The following is a 21294-nucleotide window of genomic DNA, read 5'->3' on the forward strand; positions in this document are numbered from 1 at the left end:
TTAGCTTGTTAGTGATTAATCATTATGGGGGGCAGACACAAGAATACGCCTCATCGTCTGCAATTTTTTTTCCGTTTCCTGCCATTCATCATTCAACTCCGAAGAGGATAACAATCCGCCACCCGCATAAAGTGTCAGCTGTTCGTCTTCAATGTGCATGCAGCGCAGATTCACATATAAATCAGTCCGTCCTTCCGGATCGAGCCAGCCTATAAAACCGGAATAGTACTTGCGGTCATATCCTTCATTTTCCAGAATAAACCGATAAGCCTCCTCTTTAGGCAGTCCGCATACGGCAGGAGTCGGATGAAGAACTTTCAGAAGATCGCCCAGATTTCTATTATCTTTCAATGAGAAATGAAAATCGGTTTTCAGATGCGACAAAGCACCGGCATAAGCCGGATAAGGTCCCTTCTCTGTAGAATGAATACCCAACGAGAGAAGCTGGCGACGAATATAAGATGCTACATAATCTTGCTCCTGACGGTTTTTATCATCCCACTCTTGCGGCAGTTTACCATCCAGCAAAGGTTGGGTTCCTGCCAAGGCGACTGTGTTCCATTCATTTTTTTCGCCCGACAATATGATTTCAGGAGTACTTCCCAGCCAAATGCCAGTCTGAGGAGTGTAACACAGATAAATATAAGAATGAATATAGCGTTGACAGGCAGCACGAAAAACGGCTGAAGGGGAAAACTCCGGATGCTTTCCAATAGTAAGACTTCGGGAAAGCACCAGTTTATCAAAAGTAGCATCACGCAAGGCTTCGATAAATGTATGAAAACAGGTCGCATACTTCTCTGAACAAAGGGTTAAAAAAGATTCCTTCGGATAGGTTTGCAAGTTTAGTTCTTCCTCTTCATCCGTATCGGTTTCCACAGGCAGTGGCTGCCCTGTCTTATCCGACTGTATCAATACAATCGGACATGACTTCTCTACACAGAACGGAGCAATCACAAATCCCCTTTGTCCGTTCAGTTCTTTCAAATCGTAAATCAAGCGGACGGCTCCGGTGTCTTCTGTCAACAGACGAGGAAATCTCTCCCCCGGAACACGATAAACAGCAAATGGCTGTTTCCGCTGAATGAGTGCATCAATAGTTGTCAAGTTCTTTTTTTCGTCGGTCATTTTTTTTTCATCACACTGTTGACTACTCGTATGGAGGACACCAGTTTATTGGTTGAAGTAAAAACGTCCACATTCCACACATGGGAAGAACGTCCTTTGTGTACGATCGTCGCTACCGCCCGTACCGTATCACCCTCGTGTGCAGAAGAAATATGATTTCCGCTGACCTGCATTCCTACCACGATTTCATCCGGCTGGCAGAGAATCATCGAGCCAAGTCCGGCAACTGTTTCTCCCAACGCAAGTGTAGCTCCTCCATGCAAAATGCCGAAAGGCTGACGGGTCCGGTGATCTACAGGCATCGTTGCCTCTACGCGGTCTTCATCGGCATATGTATATTGAATACCTAAATTACCCATCAACGCATGGCGTGCCTGCGCATTCAACTGATCCAACGGAATCTCCGCTGCACGAACTTCCGCTATAATTGCCTTCTCGACAGCTACAGCCACTCCGTCTTCCTCATTGGAAGCAGTCACATAGTCCGCACATACCTTTACAGAATCCTGAGAATGCCCCATGGCTACTCCCAATCCGGCCAGTTGAATCATGGTTACATCGCATACCCCATCACCGATAGCTATGACTTCTTCACGCTTCACATCCAGTTGCTCCAATAAAGCACCCAGTGTATTGGCTTTATCAATCGCACATGGTACTACTTCCAGAAAATAAGGTTCGGAACGGAAAACATCCAAAGCACCGTTCAACCGTCTCTTCCAATGTCCTTCCAGACTGACCAACGATTCTTCATCATCGCTGACCAGCATACACTTACAAGGAGCAAAGTCGATTGCCGCAGAAAACTCTTCTTCCTTTATCACTTTCAGGTTATTCAGCCGGGCCTCATTCCGGATATGTTCATTCTCCGGAGTATCTGTAATAATCGTATCATCATGATAAGTGAACAGTGCGAAATTATTCTTTCTTGCCTTCTTTTCCAGATAAGGCAACATTTCCGGATTAATCCGCCGTTCAAACAAAATTTCTCCGTTTTGCGCATTAATTATCTGACAACCATTATAAGAGAGAATAAAACCACCATAATTTCCAAGTTCAAGGGATTTGGCCAAAGGCATCAGACCGTAAGTAGGTCTGCCGGATGCCAGCACGATACGTACTCCCATCTGCTGAACCTTCAGCAAGGCAGCTAACGTACGTTTACTAATTTCTTTTGCATCATTGAGAAGCGTTCCGTCTACATCAAGAACTAATAATTTATACTTCATGGATACACGATTTTGATTTAGATTACAAAGGTAGGAAATTGAGTGAACGACTGAAAGCGGAAAGAGATAAAAATTACTTTAATTTCACTCTTTCAGATGTATTTCCAGATAATCACGAAGGATTCGGGCATGATTGTACACCGGTTCCTTGGACGCATAAAGCAAAGTCACCACCGGATGAGGTTTGATAAGAGTCAGAAAATCGGCAACAGCCTGAGAGGCTTCCAGTTCTTTTTGATACATCACAACAAAGTCATTCCAGTGTCCCGGAATATCCTCATGAAACCAATTGCGCAATGCAGCGGAAGGCGTTATATCTTTTGCCCAGTAGTCGTACTTCAACCATTCTTTTTTAATTCCGCGCGGCCATAGCTTATCTACCAGCACCCGATATCCATCTGTCTCTGAAAAGTCTTCGTACACTCGCTTTATCCTAACTTGCACCATTTCCGTTTATATTTAAGTTTATTGTTAGAATAAACCGGGAAAACGGAAATTTGTTTAACGAAAAAGCCAAAATCAACCTAAGGACTCCTGCGCTTTCTTAAATTCATAGGGAGTCATACCCGTTTTTTTCTTAAACATACTATACAAAATAGGCGTACTATTAAACCCGGCTTCATCGGCTATCGCACGAATGGTATAATTGGGATGCCGTTTCAATAATTTAATTGCATAGTTAATACGAAGTTCGTTAACATATCCATTGAAATTGGTTCCGGTATTTTCCTTTATCATCCGGGCAAAGCGCGCATTGTTCAAGTGTACAATCTGAGCCAGATCCTCTCTTGACAGTTTCGGAGAAAGATACAATTGATCCTGAACCACGATACGATTCAAGTCTTTGAAAATTTTCTTATTCTCAGCCTCTTCTTCATCATGGTTTTCGGAAACTTCATCTAAAGACAAATCAATTTTCTCTGATGATTCCTCGTCTGGTTCCAAGTCCAACGGAACAACTACCGGATCTTCAGTTTCCTCCTCTATCAATAATTCATCAGCGTCTTCTTTCCGAGCCAGTTTTTCATTAATAAACTTCGCCAGCATTTTGTTCTTATACTTGACTATCGTGCTATGCCGCCATATCCGCCATAACATAAATAATGTCAGAAAAGTAATGCATCCCAAAAACGCAAGTGATATGTTTCTGACTCTTAGCTGAAAAGTCTGTTCGGCGATATATTCCTCCTGCTCAGTAGCCTTATAAATAGCGTCTAATTCCAAAGCTGCATTTTGTTTATCCTTACTATTTACACTATCAGTAATAGATATAATAGACTCACGCAAAGCGGCTACTTTTTCAAAATCCTTCAGTCCTAAATAAGCTTTTACTTCTTTTTGAAGAATACTAATATACTGTAAGTTAACAGTATCCTGCTGCTGCTGCATAAGCTTCTTAAAATCCTGGCATCGATCTACTACTTTCCGATATTGTTTCGATTTCAACAGATAAGGGATTCCATAGGTTTGACCATCAGGGGTATATGCATTCTTTGTAGACAAATACTGCTGGTAATATTTTTCAGCCTGTTCATACTCCCCTTCCAGATAGCAAATATATGACATTTTAGCATACAAATAAGTATATTGCAAATCCAGAAAGGCTTCATTTTTTTCAGGTAATCGAGCTATACTTTTCAGCAGTTTTTCACGTTTCAGCCCCACCTCCAATGCTTCTTCAGTCCGGGAATCATTTAGCAGATAATCCATTTTCATCCCATAGAAGTATGAAAGCATAGCCATTTCCAATTTGGTTTCCGCACCTTGAAGCTGTTTGATAGCTTTGTCAAAATAATCATACGCCTCTTCCTTGAAAGATAATTGCCATTTATTTTCACCAATACAAAACAGCAACTTACCCTCCGCTCCTTTATCTTTCTCTTTTTGTGCCAATTTAAGACCACCAAGAGCGTATCTCATACTCTCTTTATGATCACTCATCAACAGAGCCAGTTCTGCCAAATCAACTGTCATCTTCAGCAAATGCTTAGGATCTTTCTGAGATATGGAATCTAATAAATATGACTTCCTTGCATACACAAAAGCTAATTTAGTCATATACATATTACGATAAGCCTTACTGCGTAATTCATTTATAATACGCAGAGGCAGAGTCTTTTTACTTTCAGCACCTTCCAACAAATTTAAAGCACGTTCAGGCTCTGACATATAGATCCCATTTATATACTTATAGGTATATAGTGAATCACTTTCCATAGTTTTGTCGGCAAAAAGGAACTGGTTAAACACAAATAAAAACAAACAAACACAAACAACCAAGTGAATACCTTTCATTATAATCCCAATAATTTTATTCCCCAAAAATAAAACATAGTTTTATAAAATGCAAGAATTGAATATATTGGAATGAAGTGAAATAAGAAACATTAGTGATTGTAAAACTATAATTTACTGACTCATCACCATTTGCGCAACCCCATAAAAGTTTAATTTTCAGCCGAATCCGCACATCCTATGGAGACACCACGAAAGTACTGAATAAAAACAACATATACTAAAATATAAGAGATTAGAGTCCTAACGCTTTATCAAACCGCTTGTCAATGCATGCACTTAAGTCAGTCGTGACGAATTTCCCATTATAGAAAAGACTGAATATAGTGGCTGGTGTAGGAGCATCCTGTGCCTGTTCCATCGTCTCTAATCTAATTATTTTCAATGGAATACCTTTACTTTCAGCGACATTCACCAACGAATTACGAACATGAAATTCTGCAAACGGACAACGATGTGTATAGTAAACCACTACTCCTTCTTTATCCGCACATACTCCACTTAATATACAATCTTTAAAAGCTGGATCGGGAGCCGCCGGATTTATCTTCAGAGCCAGAAGGCTGAACCCATAAGGAAGTTTTTCGACTGTTTCGAATCCTTGCCGTAACAGCCATTTCGCATCGCTCATAAAATGAAACTTTGATGTACCAACTACCGTAACCAACCCCTCTTTCCCCTGCGCCCTGGCGTCATCAATGGCGGATTGTAGTAGTGCTTTAGCATGTCCGTGTCCTTTATATTGTCCCGATACCCAAAAGCAGTTTATCATCAAGTAATTAGGAGCAGTCACAGGAATCCACGCCTTTTCGGCAGGGACGTACTCTATAAACACTTTTGCCCGCTCATCAAGCCGTCTGAAAATATAACCATTATCAAACTCTTTTTTCAGCCATGCTTTTTTCAGCTCATAGCTGTCCTTGCATTTCTTATCGGAGAAAGCACAGCAAATGTGTTCTTTTTCTATATTTTCTTTAGTCAGGGTGATATACTTCGCTTCCATCATATTCTATTTATCGGTATATAAATCAAGGACATCTGCTCTTGCAACGGCAAAGATACATAATCAAAAGTAATTAAGCACTGCCCTGTCTCGTCAAAATGACACAGTACTACGGATTAAAGTTTTGGAAACAGATTAGCGGATAAACTTAAATGGGTATATTTGTCTTTTGAAAATACATTAGAGATAATATCATGAATATCGAAGAGTTGAGAGAATATTGCCTGTCTGTAAAAGGGGCGACAGAGTGTATGCCGTTTGACGAAGATACCTTAGTATTTAAAGTGATGGGAAAGATGTTTACCTATACAGGATTGCGACCTAAGAATGGGGAGTTTTGGGCTAATATGAAATGTGACCCTGAAAAATCTACAGAGCTAATGGAGAAGTATAACGGTATCTTTTTCGGGCATCACTCCGATAAAAAATATTGGATAAGTATCTATCTGGAAAGCGATCTGGATGATAAACTTATCAAAGAACTGATTGACCATTCAGTGGAAGAAGTGATCAAAAAGCTTCCTAAAAAAAAGCAAGAGGAATATCACACAATGATTTAGCACAAAAAACGAAGCTGCTGACTGGCAAGTGTATATATCTGACTTTGCTGCTTCTTCCAGCAGCAAAGTCAGATTATTCAACGCTCAAAAACGTATATCCCATATACCGCATGCTTTTTCCAGTGCCACTAACGAAGCAGCATACCCTTTCATTGTTTCCAGATACTCCTGTTGCACCTCGTTGTAAGTACGCTGGGCAACCAGTACATCGAGAATACTTGTTTCTCCCCGTTTGTATTTATATACCATGCCATTGAGTACCTTCTGCGAATCTTCAAGTACCCCGGCTCTATATTGAGCCACCTTTTTCTTCTCAGCCTCATAATAAAACCAAGCCTGAGCTATCTCTGCCTGTATCTGCAATTCCATGTCTCTTTCCATTATTTCCGACTGGGCAATTCGGAATTTTGCAGCTTTTACAGCTCCTTTATTAATATTCGAGAATGTCAGAGGAATGGAGACACCTGCAGTAGTAGAGCGAGCCGGAGGAAGAAAACCTTTCCAGTCTCTTTCATAAGAAACCGAAACTCCGATATTAGGTTTTCGTTCCGCTTTCGTCAGTTTATATTCCCCGGTAGTAAGTTCCGTGCTCTTTTGAGCGACAAGCAGGTCGATACGATTATTTAGTCCTGCTTCGACCAGATCAGACAGGGCAAAGTCTCTGCTCAACTTCTCCCAATTTCCCAAAGGAACATGAAGTGTATCAGCAGCCATTCCCATGTGTTTATTCAACTGAATCAGAGCAGAATGATAGACTGCTTCCTGACTGTAAACAGCATTAAGCAAAGTAAGAGCCTCCAGTTTTGACTGTCGGACATCATTCTCGGTAATCTCTCCCGAAACATAACGCAAACTATCTGACTGACTCAGCTGATACATATACTCATAAGAACTTTTTTGTACTTCAAGCAAGTTGCGCTGAAGAATTGCATCTAGAAAAAGATCGGCAGCTTCCGCCCTCAAATCCTGAAAGCCTTGTTGCAAAACAAGTCTTTCCAACTCCGCCTGGGTCCGTGCCAACTTAATACGTGCCCCTCTTTTATTTCCCAGTTCTAATGAATAAGAAACTCCCAAAGAAAAAGTCTCATTACCCGCTTCAAACTCCAATTCAGGGTCCGGGAATATTTTCCGGGCAACCACTTCTGCATCAGCTATACTTACATTGAGTTTTTCAGCTAAATAACTCAGATTATTTTTTCCTACCCTATTCAGATATTCTTCGAAAGAAATAGACTGAGCCGGCTTTACTTCTGCCATTTGAGCAAAAGCCGGAATAAGCGCAACTTCCACAACTAACAACAGAAGCAGCACATTATAACGTATATTCTTTTTCATCGTTCTTCTTTTTATTTAAAACATTGTTCTCAACCAAATAATAGAAAGCCGGAAGCAGAAACATGGAAACAAGTGTTGAAAACATCAATCCATATACAATCACTGTTGCCAGCGGACGCTGTACGTCACTACCGATTCCTGTTGCCAACGAAGCCGGAAAAAGCCCGAGTATCGTAGTAACCGAAGTCATCAGAATAGGGCGGAAACGTTGAAGCGCTCCTTCTATGACCGATTTCCGGAGTTCCATACCTTTTATACGTAATCCATTGATCTGCGATACCATGATAATTCCATTTTGTATGGAAAGTCCGAACATCGCTATAAATCCTACAGCAGAAGATACATTCAGCGTCATACCACGCACATTAAGAGCAAGCATACCTCCGAAAAGTGCTAAAGGGACAATAGATAATACCAGTCCCGCCTGCCGGAATTTTCCGAACGTGGCATAAAGCAGTATAAACATCCCCACCAGTGTCAGTGGTATAATGACGGAGAGACGTGTATAAGCCCGCTTCTGATTTTCGAAAGCACCACCCCATTTGACAGTATATTTATTCTTGTCATAATGTACATTCTCATTGATCGTCGCTTGGGCTTCGTTCAGAAAAGACGCCAGATCACGACCACGCAGATTCAGCTTTACCGTCAGATGCCGTCTGTTCATTTCCCGGGTTATCGTACTCTCCCCAAGACTCAATCTGACATCAGCTACCTGGGAAAGAGGAATTTTAGCACCGGTGGAAGAAGTCAACATAAGTCCGGCTATTTTCTCCGGAGTATTCCGCGCCTCTTCTTTATACTTACAAGTGATGTCATACTGGCGGTCATCCTGATAAAGTTGTGCAATCGCCTTACCTCCGATAGCCACTTCAATCAGATCCGCCACATCAGATACATTTAAGCCATAACGGGCTATGGCATCACGATTCATACTAATCTGTAACTGCGGCAAAGGCGGTTCCTGATCAATATCCAGATCGACAGCACCTTTCACAGTCCCCAACACCCGGGTTATTTCTTCAGCAATACGGCGTGTTTCACGAAAATCTTCGCCATATACTTTCACTACCAGTTCACTATGGGCCCCGGCTATTTTATCCATCACCCCATCTATCATAGGCTGACTGAAACCGACTTTAAAACCTGAAAGTGACTTGTATTCTTCCTCCAGTTCGTTAATCAAATCTTTTTTAGTTTTTCCCTTCGGCCATTCCCCATAAGGCTTAATGCCGATAGATACCTCAAAGTGAGAAGGAGTGAACGGGTCGGTTCCGTCATCATTTCTTCCTGCTTGTACCATCATATAGGTAACTTCGGAGTACTTCATTGTACGGGCACGCAAGGTATCGGACAACTCCCGTGACTTTTCTACTGAAATTCCGGGTGGCAAATTAACTTGCAGCCAAATTGAACCTTCATCCAACTCCGGAAGAAAGTCTTTTCCTACAACGGCACTCAATACTATGCCTCCTACCAAGACCAGGCTTGATGACATAATGACCTTTGAGGGTGTTTCCAAAATTCCAGTAACGATACAAGTATATTCATCTTTTAGTTTATCCAGCCATTTATTCTTATATATCTTACGTGGTTTACGATATATGGCATAGGCAAGTCCCGGAATCAATAAGAGTGCAACCAAAAGTGCTCCAACCATCGCATAACTCATCGTAAATGCCATTGGGGTGAAAAGCTTGCGTTCTACACGTTCAAAGGCAAATAGCGGAAGATATGCCGTAATAATAACGATGGTCGAGAAAAGAATAGGACGTCCCACTTCTTTGGCACGCTGTGCGATGCTTTTTTCTTCAAGGTATTGTTCTGGATTATCTTCACGTTTCTTGAGGATCGTTTCCAGCATAACAATAGCACCGTCTACGATAATACCGAAATCAATAGCGCCAAGCGACAGAAGATTAGCCGGAATATCCGTCAGATGCATAAGAATAAAAGCGATAAGTAACGATACAGGAATCGTTATAGAAACCAATAATGCGCCACGCCAGTTACCCAGAAACAATATAAGCACCAGAACTACCAAACCCATCCCCATCAACAAGGTATGAGACACAGTGCTCAAAGTGGTGTCCACCAAATCGGTACGATCCAGAAAAGTGTGTATCTTTACTCCTTCCGGCAATGTTTCATTATTTAATTCATCAACCGCCGTATGAACAGCTTCCAATACTTTAGACGGATTCTCATGTTTCAGAAGAAGTACGATTCCTTCCAGACTTTCAGAATAGTCGCGGGTACGGTCTGTATACCCCAAAACTCCCTTTCTTTCAAGATTTCCATATTTCAAGGAACCGATGTCATTCAGAAAGACAGGAACTCCGGAAGTGGTACTCACTACAATATGCCCCAAGTCATCCAAGTTCCCGATCAATCCGATTCCCCGGACCACATAACCCAGATCGCCACGATTCAACACACTCCCCCCTACATTGGCATTGTTATTTTCAATAGCTTCAATAACCTGTTTGAGAGATAAATTATATTGTTCCAATTTGGAAGGGTCTATTTCAACCTGGAACTGAGTTGTGATACCGCCGAAATTAGTCACATCGGCTACTCCCGACACTTCTTTGATACGCGGAATAATTACCCAGTTCTGAAGATCGGTTAATTCACGTAATGAATGTTGGTCACTTTCCACGATATAGCGGTACACCTCTCCTACAGGGGATGTCAGCGGATCAAGTCCCGGAGTAGCTCCATAGGGTAGTTCTACTTCATTCAACCTTTCCTGTACACGCTGGCGACTCCAATAATCTTCTGTCCCGTCTTTAAAGACAATGGTAATCATCGACAGTCCGAACGTGCTTTTACTTCGCATGACGTGCATACCAGGCAGACCATTAATGGCCCGTTCCAACGGAATAGTAATCTGTTGCTCCACCTCTTCCGCAGCAAGCCCGGGCACCTGAGTGACAACTTGAGAAGTGACATCTGCAATATCCGGATAAGCCTCTATCGAAAGCTGTTTCCATGAGTAATATCCAAAGATACACATCACCACAAACAAGCAAAGCATTACCCATCTTTTCTGTATAATTGAAAGCATTAATTCCTTCTTCATAATTTCTTACTTTAAATAATATCCTCCCTCACTGATTATCTTATCTCCGGGACACAGTCCTTGGCTAATTACAGCTATTCCGTTTTCTGTTGTCTCCACCATCACCAACGTCCGTACAAAAATTGCCGGAGCAATCTGCACAAATACATAACTATCCTTTTCGCCCTGTAATAATGCTTTTTCCGGAATTTGAATTTGTTCGACCGGAGCACTCAGGAAATGCATAGTAGTATACATGCCCAATTTCAAATGTCCGTCCGAATTATCGCAGACCGAAAGCACCTGAATGGAACGGGTTTCTTCATCTACCGCCTCCTCTACGTGATATACATTACCTTTAATAACCGTACCGGGTAATGCTGAAATTTCTATATCCAAACTGCTGCCTTCATTTATAAACCGGATATCTTTTTCCTTTACCTGAGCTGTAATCCAGACCTCCGACAAATCAGCAACGATAGCTATCGGCTCCGTATCATCCTTCAGATACTGGCCCGTAACGATATTATCCTTGATCACGACACCGGAAATAGGAGAACGAACAATCAACGGCTGCCCTAATATCATTTCCCCAAGATTGTCCACTTGATATACCCGTAATGCGGCTGAAGCATTCTCAAACTCCTTATCCGCTATCAATAAAGCATTCTGGGCTTCTTCCAGTTCCTTCTGTGAACTGACGCCATTCTTTATCAGGTCTTCTTTACGTTTCAAGTCTTTTTTCGCTAGTTCCCTCGATGAAACTGCCTGAAAATATTCTTTCTGTGCGGAAGTAAAGTCAGGAGAACTGATTTCAAATAAAGGTGTCCCCTGATGTACCGGTTGTCCGATTCGTACATAAGATTTTGTGACCCTCCCTGCAAATGGAGGAGCAACGTAAGCATAACGGGTAGGAATGGGACGTACCATACCGGATGTTATCACTTTCTTGGAATAGGGTTCCGATTCTGTCTCTGATACTTTGATTTTTTCAAGTAAGAAATGGTCTGTTACATAGACTGTATCACCTTCTATACGACAACCACTTTTTTGCTCTGATTCCTGCTTATTCCCACATGCGGTAAAAAACAATAAACTGCAAACAAAGAACATGTGTAACTCTCTCTTCATCATCATAATCAAACATAAGTTAAGTTAGTAACCGAATTTTCGGACGCAAAGATAGACGGCTTCTTTCGGAGGGCCTGTTAGAGAATAGTTAGAATCCTATTAGAATCTTATTAGAGACCATATTTTTCTTTTTAAAAACAACCTATCTGATTCCAGGAATGTACACACAAATAAGGGATTGACTAAAAGCCAATCCCTCAACGGATAATATTCCAGAAAAAGTTTTCTATTTCCCAAATCGCCAAGCTAATATTCTGCTACTTTTCGTACCCTGATACATTCGAATAATCTTATATTCCGATGCGTGTACAGCTTTCAGTTTAGCATATAGTTTATCCAGATTCTTCTCTTTAGAAACCAAACTCGTAAACCATCCACAATTTACCCGGTATTTCTGACTCTCGGAAATCATATTCAGCAGAAAACGTAATTCTCCACCCTCACACCAAAGTTCATTCGCATTTCCACCGAAATTCAGTTTGGCTTTCTTTACTGTTTCCCCTTTCAGACTACTTAATTTACGTAATGTCCCATCTTCCGCTTCTTCTCTCGAACTATGGAATGGAGGATTGCAAATCGTCACATCAAAATATTCATCGGGAGCGATGATTCCATCAAAAATCTTCCGGTTGTCTTTCTGAAGTCGCAAATCAATCTTATGCGCTAGTACAGGATTACAAGTCACTATCTTTCGTGCATTTTCTATAGATAGCGGATCAATATCAGACCCCACAAATGTCCATCCATACTCAACATGCCCGATAATAGGATAAATACAGTTTGCACCCACACCGATATCCAGACATCTACACTGTCTCCTTGGCTGGTCGTCACATTCTTCTTTTACCATCATATTTACTCCTTCGGGATCAATCAAATCAGCAATATAATGAATATAGTCTGCACGTCCAGGGATAGGTGGACACAAATAGTTCTTGGGAATATCCCAATAGCGGATACCATAATGAGTCACTAGCAACGCTTTGTTTAAAGCTTTCACCGCCTGTGGATTAAAAAAATTTATTGTTTGTTTTCCATAAGGATTAAGCTGCACAAACTTCTTTAATGATGGACAATTTTCTGTCAATAGAGAAAAATCATACTGCCCATTGTGCTTGTTTCTTGGATGTAATTCACTTCTTTCTGCCATGACGGCAAAGATACAGAGAATCTTTCTGTCTGCAAATGACTTTTTAATTTAAATAATGAGGATACAACACACCTTCCTTTTACTTCTTACATAACTTTCCGTCATTCGAGAGACACTATTCAACTTCAAGCATGGTATATACTACTAAACAATAATGTTCTATTTTTAAGATAACATCCAAAATACAGTTGCACTAAAAGTAACAAAACAGAGAATAAAAATGCATAAATAAGTGCAACAACATGCAAATTGTTTTCGTACTGGTTAATCATAAATACCGAAAAGACTAAGTTAAGCACAATGTCTATCTACCAGAGATTTCATTATTCAAATGACAGCTAAAAGAAGTAAAAGCATAGCAATATATTCAGCTTATTCTTTAAATAAAAGAAAGGATGATTTTCATTTTAGCAAATGCAGGCGATTTTCTATTCTTTATTTATCTGCGATACAATCACAGCATTCTCTGATTAATTAAATATTCTTTTTTGAAGAAAGTTCTTTTTTTCTGCGTCTGCGGCCGGAAAAATAAGTTCAACAGTCAACGAACTATCGACATAATACAAACAATTATAGTAGTTAGTAAATCTGCAAGATCTTTACGAAGCAATTTTGTTGCCTGTTGTATACGGTAAGCAATTGTTTTCATTGAAACCCCGGAATCCTCAGCTATTTCTTTATAGCTTTTTTTTGTAAAACGATGCATAACAAAAGCCTCCCGATAGGAAGCAGGCAATGCCTCTATGGCCTCTTTCACTCTTTTCGAAAGTTCCTGAAACTGGTATGCCTCCACGTCATGTATCAGTTTTTCCATCTCTTCATAAAACATAGTATCAACATGGTTCTTCAGTTGCCTTTGCTTTATACAATTAAGAGATCTATGGTAAACTGATTTGAGTAAATATCTGCCCAAAGAAGTCTCGACCTGAAGCGTCTCGCGATGTTCCCACAGCCATAAAATAGCGTCTCCAGCTATCTCTTTCGACTCTTCATAGTCCACAAACCTATTTCCATACGCACAAAGAATCGGGTAGTATTTTTTAAATATACTATCGAAAGTTACCGAAGGGGCTGAGCGTACCAATTATTTCAATGCAAACGTATACAGTGAATACAGCAGATCATTCGCCGATGCACACCATCTGAAAGGAATGGTCGGTTTCCAAGCCGAAGTGAATAAATGGCGGCAGTTACAGGCGTCCAAATTGGACTTGATTTCAGAATCTGTTCCTAATATTAATGCGGCTACGGGTGAATCGACAATCGATAAATCCAAACTGACACATTGGGCTACAGCCGGGTTCTTCGGTCGACTCAATTATGATTATAAAGAACGGTATCTGTTGGAGGTTAATCTCCGGTATGACGGAACTTCACGTTTTGCAAAAGATAAACGCTGGAACTTGTTCCCTTCCTTCTCTGCCGGATGGAATGTGGCACGTGAGGCATTCATGGAATCTACCGGCAATATCATCAATACTCTAAAAATCCGTGGTTCTTGGGGAGAGCTGGGCAACCAGAATACGGAAAATCTATATCCGTATATCCAGTTAATGAAGTTTGTTGCTCAAGATCCTAATTCCCATTGGCTAATCAGCAACAGTCGCCCCAACACAGCGAATGCACCGGATTTGATTTCAGCGTTATTAGGCTGGGAAACCATGCGGTCATGGAATATAGGCTTTGACTTAGGTATGTTGAATAACCGCCTGACCGTAAGCTTCGACTGGTTCAACCGAAAGACGATTAATATGGTAGGACCGGCTCCCGAACTTCCCGTAACTTTAGGGGCGAATGTACCTAAAATGAACAATGCAGATATGCAGTCTACCGGTTTTGAATTAGATTTGGGATGGAGAGATCGTATTAAAGATTTTGATTACGGAGTACACCTGTTACTTTCCGATGACCGTCAGAAAATCTTGAAATATCCTAATACTACAGGCAAAATAGCTACTTGGTATGTCAGTAAATATAACGGTGATATATGGGGATTTGAAACAATTGGCATAACCAAGAGTCAGGAGGAAATGGATGCTCATCTTGCTTCACTTCCGAAAGGTGGACAGGATGCATTGGGAACTAACTGGGGCGCTGGTGATATCATGTATCGGGACCTGAATGGCGACGGTAAGATTTCCGATGGAGCTACCCTTAACGATCCGGGTGACAAAAAGGTCATCGGTAATACTTCTCCACGGTTCCGGTTTGGACTGGATCTAAATGCATCCTGGAAAGGTTTTGATGTACGTTTATTCTTTCAGGGAGTGGCGAAACGTGATGCCTGGCTGAACGACAATATGTTTTGGGGAGCCACAGGGGGTATCTGGCAGTCGGCTTGCTTTACTTCTCATCTTGATTTCTTCCGCGAGGAAGGTGATGATTTCTGGAGCGCTAACAAGAATGCCTATTTCCCGCGTATATTGGTTGACAATTTTGCTAAAAATCAAAAGACGCAAACCCGCTATCTTCAGAATGCTGCCTATATACGGTTGAAGAATCTGCAGATAGGATATACCATACCTGCCCAGATTACTCGTAAAATTGGTATTTCCAACTTACGGGTCTTCTTCTCTGGAGAAAATTTGTTCACCCTTACGGGACTGCCCGAAGGATTTGACCCGGAAACGATTAATACCGGTTATGGAGCGAAGGACGGATCGAACAGTTCGGGAAAGACTTATCCGCTGTCTCATACTTTCTCCACAGGATTTAGTGTTAACTTTTAATTGATGACATATGAAAAAGATAATTAAATACTTATTTTTGCTGACAGGGGGAAGCTTTATACTCACTTCTTGCAACGATTTTCTGGATAGAGAACCTTTGGACAGTGTAACCCCGGACAACTTTTTCTTTACCGAAAATGACTTGGCTGCCTATGCTGTAAAGCATTACAACTTCACGACTCATGAGGGATTTAATGCCGGTATCTGGAAAAATGATAATGCAACTGATAATCAGGCCGCCACTAACTACGATAAGAAATGGATTCCCGGTCAATGGAAAGTTCCGGAAGCTTATGATAACCCTGCAAGCAACGATCCGTGGCATTTTGCAGCCATTCGTGAAGCTAATTATTTTATCGAAACAGTCGTTCCCCGTTTTGAAAAAGGAGAGATAGAAGGTTCGGAAGTAAACATCAAACACTATATTGGTGAAATGTATTTTCTTCGTGCCAAGAATTACTTGTCAAAACTGGAGACTTTCGGTGACTTCCCGATTATAAAAAACACATTACCGGATGAAAATGAACCTCTGACTCAGGCCAGCAAACGGGAACCCCGGCATAAAGTAGCACGCTTTATTTTAGAAGACTTGGATCAGACAATCGGTTTACTGACCAATAATATATCCGGTGGCAAGAACCGAATCACAAAAAATGCTGCCTTGTTATTGAAATCCAGAGCAGCCCTGTTCGAAGCCTCCTGGCTGACTTATCACAGAGGTACCGCCTTAGTACCGGGTGGTAGCGGATGGCCGGGAAAAGCAGAGGACATTGCAGACTTCAATATCGACACGGAAATTGCATTCTTCCTGAAAGAAGCCAAAGAGGCAGCTAAAGAGGTAATCGGCAACGCAGCTTTGATGCAGAATACAGCGAAAGATTGCATGGATGAAACAGTTAAAACGGACGAAGATAAATATAAAATGAGTAACCCCTATTTTGCTCAGTTCTCAGCGAATAGCCTGGAAGGATATTCAGAAATATTATTGTGGCGTGCATATAATCTGCTCGATTATAAAATTGTACATTCAGCTCCTTTCTATATCCGTGTCGGCGGAAATACCGGATTTACCCGGCAATATGTAGAAAGTTTCCTTTGTCGTGATGGCAAACCGATCTATACAACCGACCAGTACAAAGGAGACAAGTCATTATTGGATGTACGTAAAAACAGGGACTTACGTTTACAACTGTTTCTGATGACACCAGGTGAAACTCTTAGTCCGAATATGTGATGAATGGTACTCCTGATTTGCTTCCGGAGGTTCCAGGACTTTTGGATATAACGGAAAAGAGATGTGTAACAGGCTATCAGGTCCGTAAAGGACTCTCAGGAAACTGGTATCGTGATGGTAATACAGCGATTGAAGGTTGTCCGGTATATCGTGTAGCCGAGGCCTATCTCAACTACATCGAAGCTGACTGTATGGAACATAACGGCACTTCCATAGGTTCGGAGGCAGCAGGATATTGGGGAGATCTTCGTGAAAGAGCCGGATTGCCGAGAGACTACACAGTAACAGTGAACAATACCGATCTCTCCAAAGAACTTGACTGGGCAGCATATTCGGCAGGTAAGCAAGTCTCTCCTCTATTATACAATATCCGTCGTGAACGGCGTTGTGAATTGCTGGCGGAAGGTCTGCGCATGCTGGATTTGAAACGCTGGAGAGCACTGGACCAAGTTAAGCATTTTGTAATTCAAGGAGTTAACATATGGGAATCCGATTTAAAGGATCAGTACATGCAGGATGGAAAAAATCTTCTGGTACAAGAAGGGACGGAAGGACAAACTTCCAATGTCTCAAGCTATGTGAATAGTGGTAAATATCTATGCCCTTACCGCACTGTGAAGACAAATAATCTCATGTACGATGCAGGATACTCATGGTGTGAAGCGCATTATCTGAATCCTATCGCTATCACGCACTTCAGAATTACTACCTCCAATCCTAATGATCTGAATACTTCTATTATTTATCAGAATCCGGGATGGCCCCTCCAGGCCGATGAAGGATCTGACAATATAGAGTAGAAAATTAAAAAACGAAGAAGAAGAAGTTATTGCAAAAGACTGGATAACAACAATATATATTATCCTAAAAAGGGAAATAAGGATAATTACAACTTCTGCAATACTTCTTCTTTAACTACCGTGCAAAGCCACCCGCATATAATAAAAGACTGTCAAACGAACCAGGCAAATATTTAAGAAAGAATAAAGCTTAGCGTCCAATGTTTAGAAGTACGGGAAAATTTGTACCTTGCCCAGACAAAGTTCTATAGCAAAACAAAATAACCTAATTATTAATACGAGAAAAAACTCAATCAAGTAAACTCTAAGAATTATGAAACACCCCCTCATCTTCTGGAAAACGGTGCTCATCTGCCTGATGCTAGCCGGAAAAACAGGAACTTATGCAGACAACTACCAACCATCTTACTCTACAGCCGGCTTTTATTCACTATCCAACACAGGACGTACAATATATAGTATGAATCCCGCCTGGCGCTTTCATAAAGGAAACATCAAAGGAGCGGAGCAATCTGGATTTAATGACAAAAGCTGGGATGTCGTATCCTTGCCCGACGGCATAGAATACCTGCCTACAGAAGCAAGCGGATGCATCAATTATCAAGGCGAAGTCTGGTATCGCAAGCACTTTACTCCGGAACAAAGCTGGAAGGGAAAACAACAGTTCCTCCATTTCGAAGCCATTATGGGAAAGTCGAAAATATGGGTGAACGGAAAATTACTAAAAGAACACTTCGGCGGTTTTCTGCCTGTTATCGTAGATGTTACTCCGTATCTGAACTATGGCGAGGATAATGTGATTGCCGTATGCGCGGATAACAGCGATGATCCCTCCTATCCTCCCGGAAAACCGCAAGATGCACTCGACTTTGCTTACTTTGGAGGTATTTACCGGGATTGCTGGATGATAGTCCACAATCATGTATTCATCACCGATCCCAATTATGAAAATGAAACTGCCGGAGGGGGATTGTTTGTCTCCTTTGACAAAGTATCCGAGCAATCAGCATTATTAAAACTGGATGCCCATATACGCAATAATTCAGAAAAGTCATTCAGCGGAAAAATCGTCTATGAACTTTATGACCGCAACGACAATCGTGTCCTTTCGAAAGAAACTAATTTGTCGGTAAATAATGGGAAAGCCAAACAATCTTCATGCAAGGCAACCATAGAAACACCACATCTTTGGTCGCCCGACAGCCCTTACCTTTATAAGCTCCATGTTTATGTGAAAGATAGAGCCGAAAACATTATTGACGGATATTACCGACGTATTGGCATTCGCAGCGTTGAATTCAAAGGTAAAGACGGTTTCTGGCTGAACGGAAAGCCTTATCCTTATCCTCTCATTGGGGCAAACCGCCATCAGGACTACGCTGTAATAGGCAATGCTTTACCTAACAGCCTTCACTGGCGCGATGCAAAAAAACTACGTGATGCCGGTTTGCGTGTCATCCGTAATGCCCATTATCCACAAGACCCTGCATTTATGGATGCCTGTGATGAACTGGGACTGTTTGTTATAGTCAACACACCGGGGTGGCAGTTCTGGAATGACGAACCGATTTTTGCTCAACGGGTATTTAGTGATATCCGTAATATGGTACGCCGAGACCGGAATCATCCGTGTGTATGGATGTGGGAACCTATACTGAACGAAACCTGGTATCCTGCGGATTTTGCCAAGAATGTAGTGGATATTCTCAACGAAGAATATCCGTATCCCTATTGTTATGCAGGATGTGATGTTACTGCAAGAGGACATGAATACTTCCCAATCCACTTTACCCATCCTATAAATGGAGGCGGGGGAGCCTTTAATACCGAATCTCTGGACCCGAAAATCAGCTATTATACCCGGGAATGGGGAGATAATGTAGACGACTGGAATTCTCATAACTCACCCAGTCGGGCCAACCGTGGCTGGGGAGAAGTACCCATGTTGATACAGGCACAAGGATATGCCAAAAATGACTATCAACTCACCAGTTATGATGCACTATACAGAACTCCCAGACAGCATATGGGCGGTTGCCTCTGGCATTCATTCGACCACCAGAGGGGGTATCACCCCGATCCATTCTACGGAGGAATCATGGATGCTTTCCGACAGCCTAAGCTATCTTATTATATGTTCTGTTCCCAGCGTCCTGCCGAACCCAACAAAGGACTGATAGCGGATAGCGGACCGATGGTTTACATAGCCAACGCCATGACTCCTTTCTCTCCGAAAGAGGTGACAATATATAGTAACTGCGACGAAGTGCGTCTTACATATTGTAAAGGAGGCAAACAATATACTTATCATAAGCCGGTAAATGAAGCCGGCATGCCTTCGCCAATCATCACATTCAAAGATGTCTTTGATGTCATGTATGACAAAAAGCTGGCGCGAAAAGGGAAACAGGCAGATTCCTATCTCTTGGCAGAAGGAATAATGGATGGAAAGGTGGTTGCAACACACAAAGTAACTCCTGCGCGTCGTCCTGCAAAATTATTACTTTGGGCAGACGATGAAAAAGTACAAATGAAAGCGGACGGTTCGGACATCGTGACTGTAATAGCAGCTATCGCAGATGAAAACGGAAATATCAAACGTTTAAACAATTACGAAGTAAAGTTTGAAATTGAAGGGCAGGGGCAACTTGTTGCCGACGAAGCAACCTTTACCAATCCCCGTCCGGTTCTCTGGGGAACTGCTCCGGTACTTGTAAGATCTACCACCACACCGGGAGAAATTAAGATTCGTACATCAGTGGTATGGCAAGGCAAACATACACCGGTTTCAAGCGAACTGGTTATCCACACTTTCCCCTCAGAATATACTCTGATCACGAATAAAGAAGAAATGATACAAGCTCAATCAACAGACAGACGTACCAATGAAAAAGCCAGTACCGTTTCATCCGATTGCGAGAAGCGTGTCCGTGAATTGCAACAGGAATTAAACCGTCTGAAACTGAGAGAAGTAGAGAAACAGCAGAGTGATTTTGAATAATCACCACATTATAAATAGGATAAACACAAACTTATTAAAATTGCAATAATATGAATAGAATATTATATACTTCATTTTTATTAGGAGCAGGCTTCACCTGCATAAAAGCCCAGTCAAGTACTCCTCCTAACATTGTATTGATTTTATGCGACGATATGGGCTTTTCCGACCTAGGTTGTTACGGAAGTGAAATCCAGACTCCCAACATAAATAATCTCGCCGAAAATGGTATCCGCTTCAGCCTGTTCAAGAACACAGGCAGAGATCTGTTTTTTGAGCATCAGAGCTACTGCGCCATTATTTCCGACCACTGGAAACTAGTACGTGGCAGCCGGAATGAGCCATGGGAATTAATAGAGTTATCGACCGATCCGTTTGAAACGAAAGACCTGTCTGCCCAGTATCCAAAACTAGTAAAAAAGCTGGAAATCAAGTGGAATAAATGGGCGGAACGGTCTAATGTGTTTCCACTCGAAAACAAGCCCTGGTCCGAAAGAATCAGATACTATATAGAACGAAACCCAGAGCAAAATGGAAAAGAATAATATTTTTTTTAGGAGATAGTCGTTTTTTTACTATTTTTGCGGTGAGTCACAAGACCGACATCTAATATATTTTCCATTATACACCTAATA

At 41.5% G+C, this 21294-nt stretch carries 16 protein-coding genes; 6 read left to right on the plus strand and 10 right to left on the minus strand.

The window, feature by feature from the left end; genetic code table 11:
* Nucleotides 1–15 precede the first annotated feature (15 nt).
* From BLW31_RS07635 to BLW31_RS07655, 5 genes are all read right to left on the minus strand, one after another.
* Nucleotides 16–1128, minus strand: coding sequence for an isochorismate synthase (locus BLW31_RS07635; RefSeq protein ID WP_010537385.1), 1113 nt, complete (start codon nt 1126–1128; stop codon nt 16–18).
* The gene (locus BLW31_RS07640) at nt 1125–2357 is read right to left on the minus strand and encodes a Cof-type HAD-IIB family hydrolase (RefSeq protein ID WP_010537384.1); all 1233 of its coding nucleotides are present in this window, start codon (nt 2355–2357) and stop codon (nt 1125–1127) included. Before BLW31_RS07640 ends, BLW31_RS07635 begins: the two co-directional genes overlap by 4 nt.
* Nucleotides 2358–2441: 84 nt before the next feature.
* Complete coding sequence (locus tag BLW31_RS07645; RefSeq protein WP_029425452.1) at nt 2442–2804, minus strand: DUF488 domain-containing protein; 363 nt, start codon at nt 2802–2804, stop codon at nt 2442–2444.
* A 72-nt stretch (nt 2805–2876) separates the two neighbouring features.
* Nucleotides 2877–4652, minus strand: a complete 1776-nt coding sequence (locus tag BLW31_RS07650; protein ID WP_010537382.1) for a helix-turn-helix domain-containing protein — start codon at nt 4650–4652, stop codon at nt 2877–2879.
* 235 nt (nt 4653–4887) lie between these two features.
* Nucleotides 4888–5655 carry a GNAT family N-acetyltransferase gene (locus BLW31_RS07655; RefSeq protein ID WP_029425451.1) on the minus strand — a complete coding sequence of 256 codons (768 nt, stop codon included), beginning with the start codon at nt 5653–5655 and terminating at the stop codon, nt 4888–4890.
* Between the two features lie 194 nt (nt 5656–5849).
* Here BLW31_RS07655 and BLW31_RS07660 point away from each other — a divergent pair, with 194 nt between their 5' ends.
* Nucleotides 5850–6215, plus strand: a complete 366-nt coding sequence (locus BLW31_RS07660) for an MmcQ/YjbR family DNA-binding protein (protein ID WP_010537380.1) — start codon at nt 5850–5852, stop codon at nt 6213–6215.
* Between the two features lie 84 nt (nt 6216–6299).
* Here the strand turns inward: BLW31_RS07660 and BLW31_RS07665 are convergent, their stop codons facing one another.
* The 5 genes from BLW31_RS07665 to BLW31_RS07685 all read right to left on the minus strand — a co-directional run bounded on the left by BLW31_RS07665 (nt 6300) and on the right by BLW31_RS07685 (nt 13979).
* A complete protein-coding gene (locus tag BLW31_RS07665) occupies nt 6300–7550 on the minus strand; it encodes a TolC family protein (RefSeq protein WP_010537379.1) in 1251 nt (416 codons plus the stop codon).
* A complete protein-coding gene (locus BLW31_RS07670) occupies nt 7528–10635 on the minus strand; it encodes an efflux RND transporter permease subunit (protein WP_010537378.1) in 3108 nt (1035 codons plus the stop codon). The genes BLW31_RS07665 and BLW31_RS07670 overlap by 23 nt, the downstream gene beginning before the upstream one ends.
* A gap of 6 nt (nt 10636–10641) precedes the next feature.
* Nucleotides 10642–11751, minus strand: a complete 1110-nt coding sequence (locus BLW31_RS07675; RefSeq protein ID WP_022300794.1) for an efflux RND transporter periplasmic adaptor subunit — start codon at nt 11749–11751, stop codon at nt 10642–10644.
* Nucleotides 11752–11971: 220 nt separating this feature from the next.
* Nucleotides 11972–12895: a 23S rRNA (adenine(1618)-N(6))-methyltransferase RlmF gene (gene rlmF / locus BLW31_RS07680; RefSeq protein WP_029425450.1), complete on the minus strand. Its 924-nt coding sequence runs from the start codon at nt 12893–12895 to the stop codon at nt 11972–11974.
* 541 nt (nt 12896–13436) lie between these two features.
* Complete coding sequence (locus BLW31_RS07685; RefSeq protein WP_010537375.1) at nt 13437–13979, minus strand: RNA polymerase sigma-70 factor; 543 nt, start codon at nt 13977–13979, stop codon at nt 13437–13439.
* On the opposite strand from BLW31_RS07685, the gene BLW31_RS07690 reads away from it, so the two are divergent.
* The 5 genes from BLW31_RS07690 (at nt 13942) to BLW31_RS23765 (ending at nt 21204) form a co-directional block, all read left to right on the plus strand.
* Entirely contained in the window at nt 13942–15624 is a 1683-nt protein-coding gene (locus BLW31_RS07690) for a SusC/RagA family TonB-linked outer membrane protein (RefSeq protein WP_074759510.1), read from the plus strand. The two genes, BLW31_RS07685 and BLW31_RS07690, sit on opposite strands and share 38 nt — an antisense overlap.
* A gap of 10 nt (nt 15625–15634) precedes the next feature.
* Entirely contained in the window at nt 15635–16858 is a 1224-nt protein-coding gene (locus tag BLW31_RS25135) for a RagB/SusD family nutrient uptake outer membrane protein (protein ID WP_022300796.1), read from the plus strand.
* Nucleotides 16858–17658: a RagB/SusD family nutrient uptake outer membrane protein gene (locus tag BLW31_RS25140; protein ID WP_022300797.1), complete on the plus strand. Its 801-nt coding sequence runs from the start codon at nt 16858–16860 to the stop codon at nt 17656–17658. Before BLW31_RS25135 ends, BLW31_RS25140 begins: the two co-directional genes overlap by 1 nt.
* 313 nt (nt 17659–17971) lie before the next feature.
* Complete coding sequence (locus BLW31_RS07700; RefSeq protein ID WP_010537373.1) at nt 17972–20659, plus strand: glycoside hydrolase family 2 protein; 2688 nt, start codon at nt 17972–17974, stop codon at nt 20657–20659.
* Nucleotides 20660–20709: 50 nt separating this feature from the next.
* Nucleotides 20710–21204: a sulfatase-like hydrolase/transferase gene (locus tag BLW31_RS23765; protein ID WP_010537372.1), complete on the plus strand. Its 495-nt coding sequence runs from the start codon at nt 20710–20712 to the stop codon at nt 21202–21204.
* Nucleotides 21205–21294 lie beyond the last annotated feature (90 nt).

Source organism: Bacteroides faecis MAJ27, assembly GCF_900106755.1.
In the GTDB taxonomy this organism is placed as follows: Bacteria; Bacteroidota; Bacteroidia; order Bacteroidales; family Bacteroidaceae; genus Bacteroides; species Bacteroides faecis.

What these genes read in the sequence shown, in the direction of transcription:
- BLW31_RS07635 (WP_010537385.1), bottom strand. Translation starts at nt 1,128, where the DNA reads ATGACCGACGAAAAAAAGAACTTGACAACTATTGATGCACTCATTCAG.
- BLW31_RS07640 (WP_010537384.1), bottom strand. Translation starts at nt 2,357, where the DNA reads ATGAAGTATAAATTATTAGTTCTTGATGTAGACGGAACGCTTCTCAAT.
- BLW31_RS07645 (WP_029425452.1), bottom strand. Translation starts at nt 2,804, where the DNA reads ATGGTGCAAGTTAGGATAAAGCGAGTGTACGAAGACTTTTCAGAGACA.
- BLW31_RS07650 (WP_010537382.1), bottom strand. Translation starts at nt 4,652, where the DNA reads ATGAAAGGTATTCACTTGGTTGTTTGTGTTTGTTTGTTTTTATTTGTG.
- BLW31_RS07655 (WP_029425451.1), bottom strand. Translation starts at nt 5,655, where the DNA reads ATGGAAGCGAAGTATATCACCCTGACTAAAGAAAATATAGAAAAAGAA.
- BLW31_RS07660 (WP_010537380.1), top strand. Translation starts at nt 5,850, where the DNA reads ATGAATATCGAAGAGTTGAGAGAATATTGCCTGTCTGTAAAAGGGGCG.
- BLW31_RS07665 (WP_010537379.1), bottom strand. Translation starts at nt 7,550, where the DNA reads ATGAAAAAGAATATACGTTATAATGTGCTGCTTCTGTTGTTAGTTGTG.
- BLW31_RS07670 (WP_010537378.1), bottom strand. Translation starts at nt 10,635, where the DNA reads ATGAAGAAGGAATTAATGCTTTCAATTATACAGAAAAGATGGGTAATG.
- BLW31_RS07675 (WP_022300794.1), bottom strand. Translation starts at nt 11,751, where the DNA reads ATGATGATGAAGAGAGAGTTACACATGTTCTTTGTTTGCAGTTTATTG.
- rlmF (WP_029425450.1), bottom strand. Translation starts at nt 12,895, where the DNA reads ATGGCAGAAAGAAGTGAATTACATCCAAGAAACAAGCACAATGGGCAG.
- BLW31_RS25135 (WP_022300796.1), top strand. Translation starts at nt 15,635, where the DNA reads ATGAAAAAGATAATTAAATACTTATTTTTGCTGACAGGGGGAAGCTTT.
- BLW31_RS25140 (WP_022300797.1), top strand. Translation starts at nt 16,858, where the DNA reads ATGAATGGTACTCCTGATTTGCTTCCGGAGGTTCCAGGACTTTTGGAT.
- BLW31_RS07700 (WP_010537373.1), top strand. Translation starts at nt 17,972, where the DNA reads ATGAAACACCCCCTCATCTTCTGGAAAACGGTGCTCATCTGCCTGATG.
- BLW31_RS23765 (WP_010537372.1), top strand. Translation starts at nt 20,710, where the DNA reads ATGAATAGAATATTATATACTTCATTTTTATTAGGAGCAGGCTTCACC.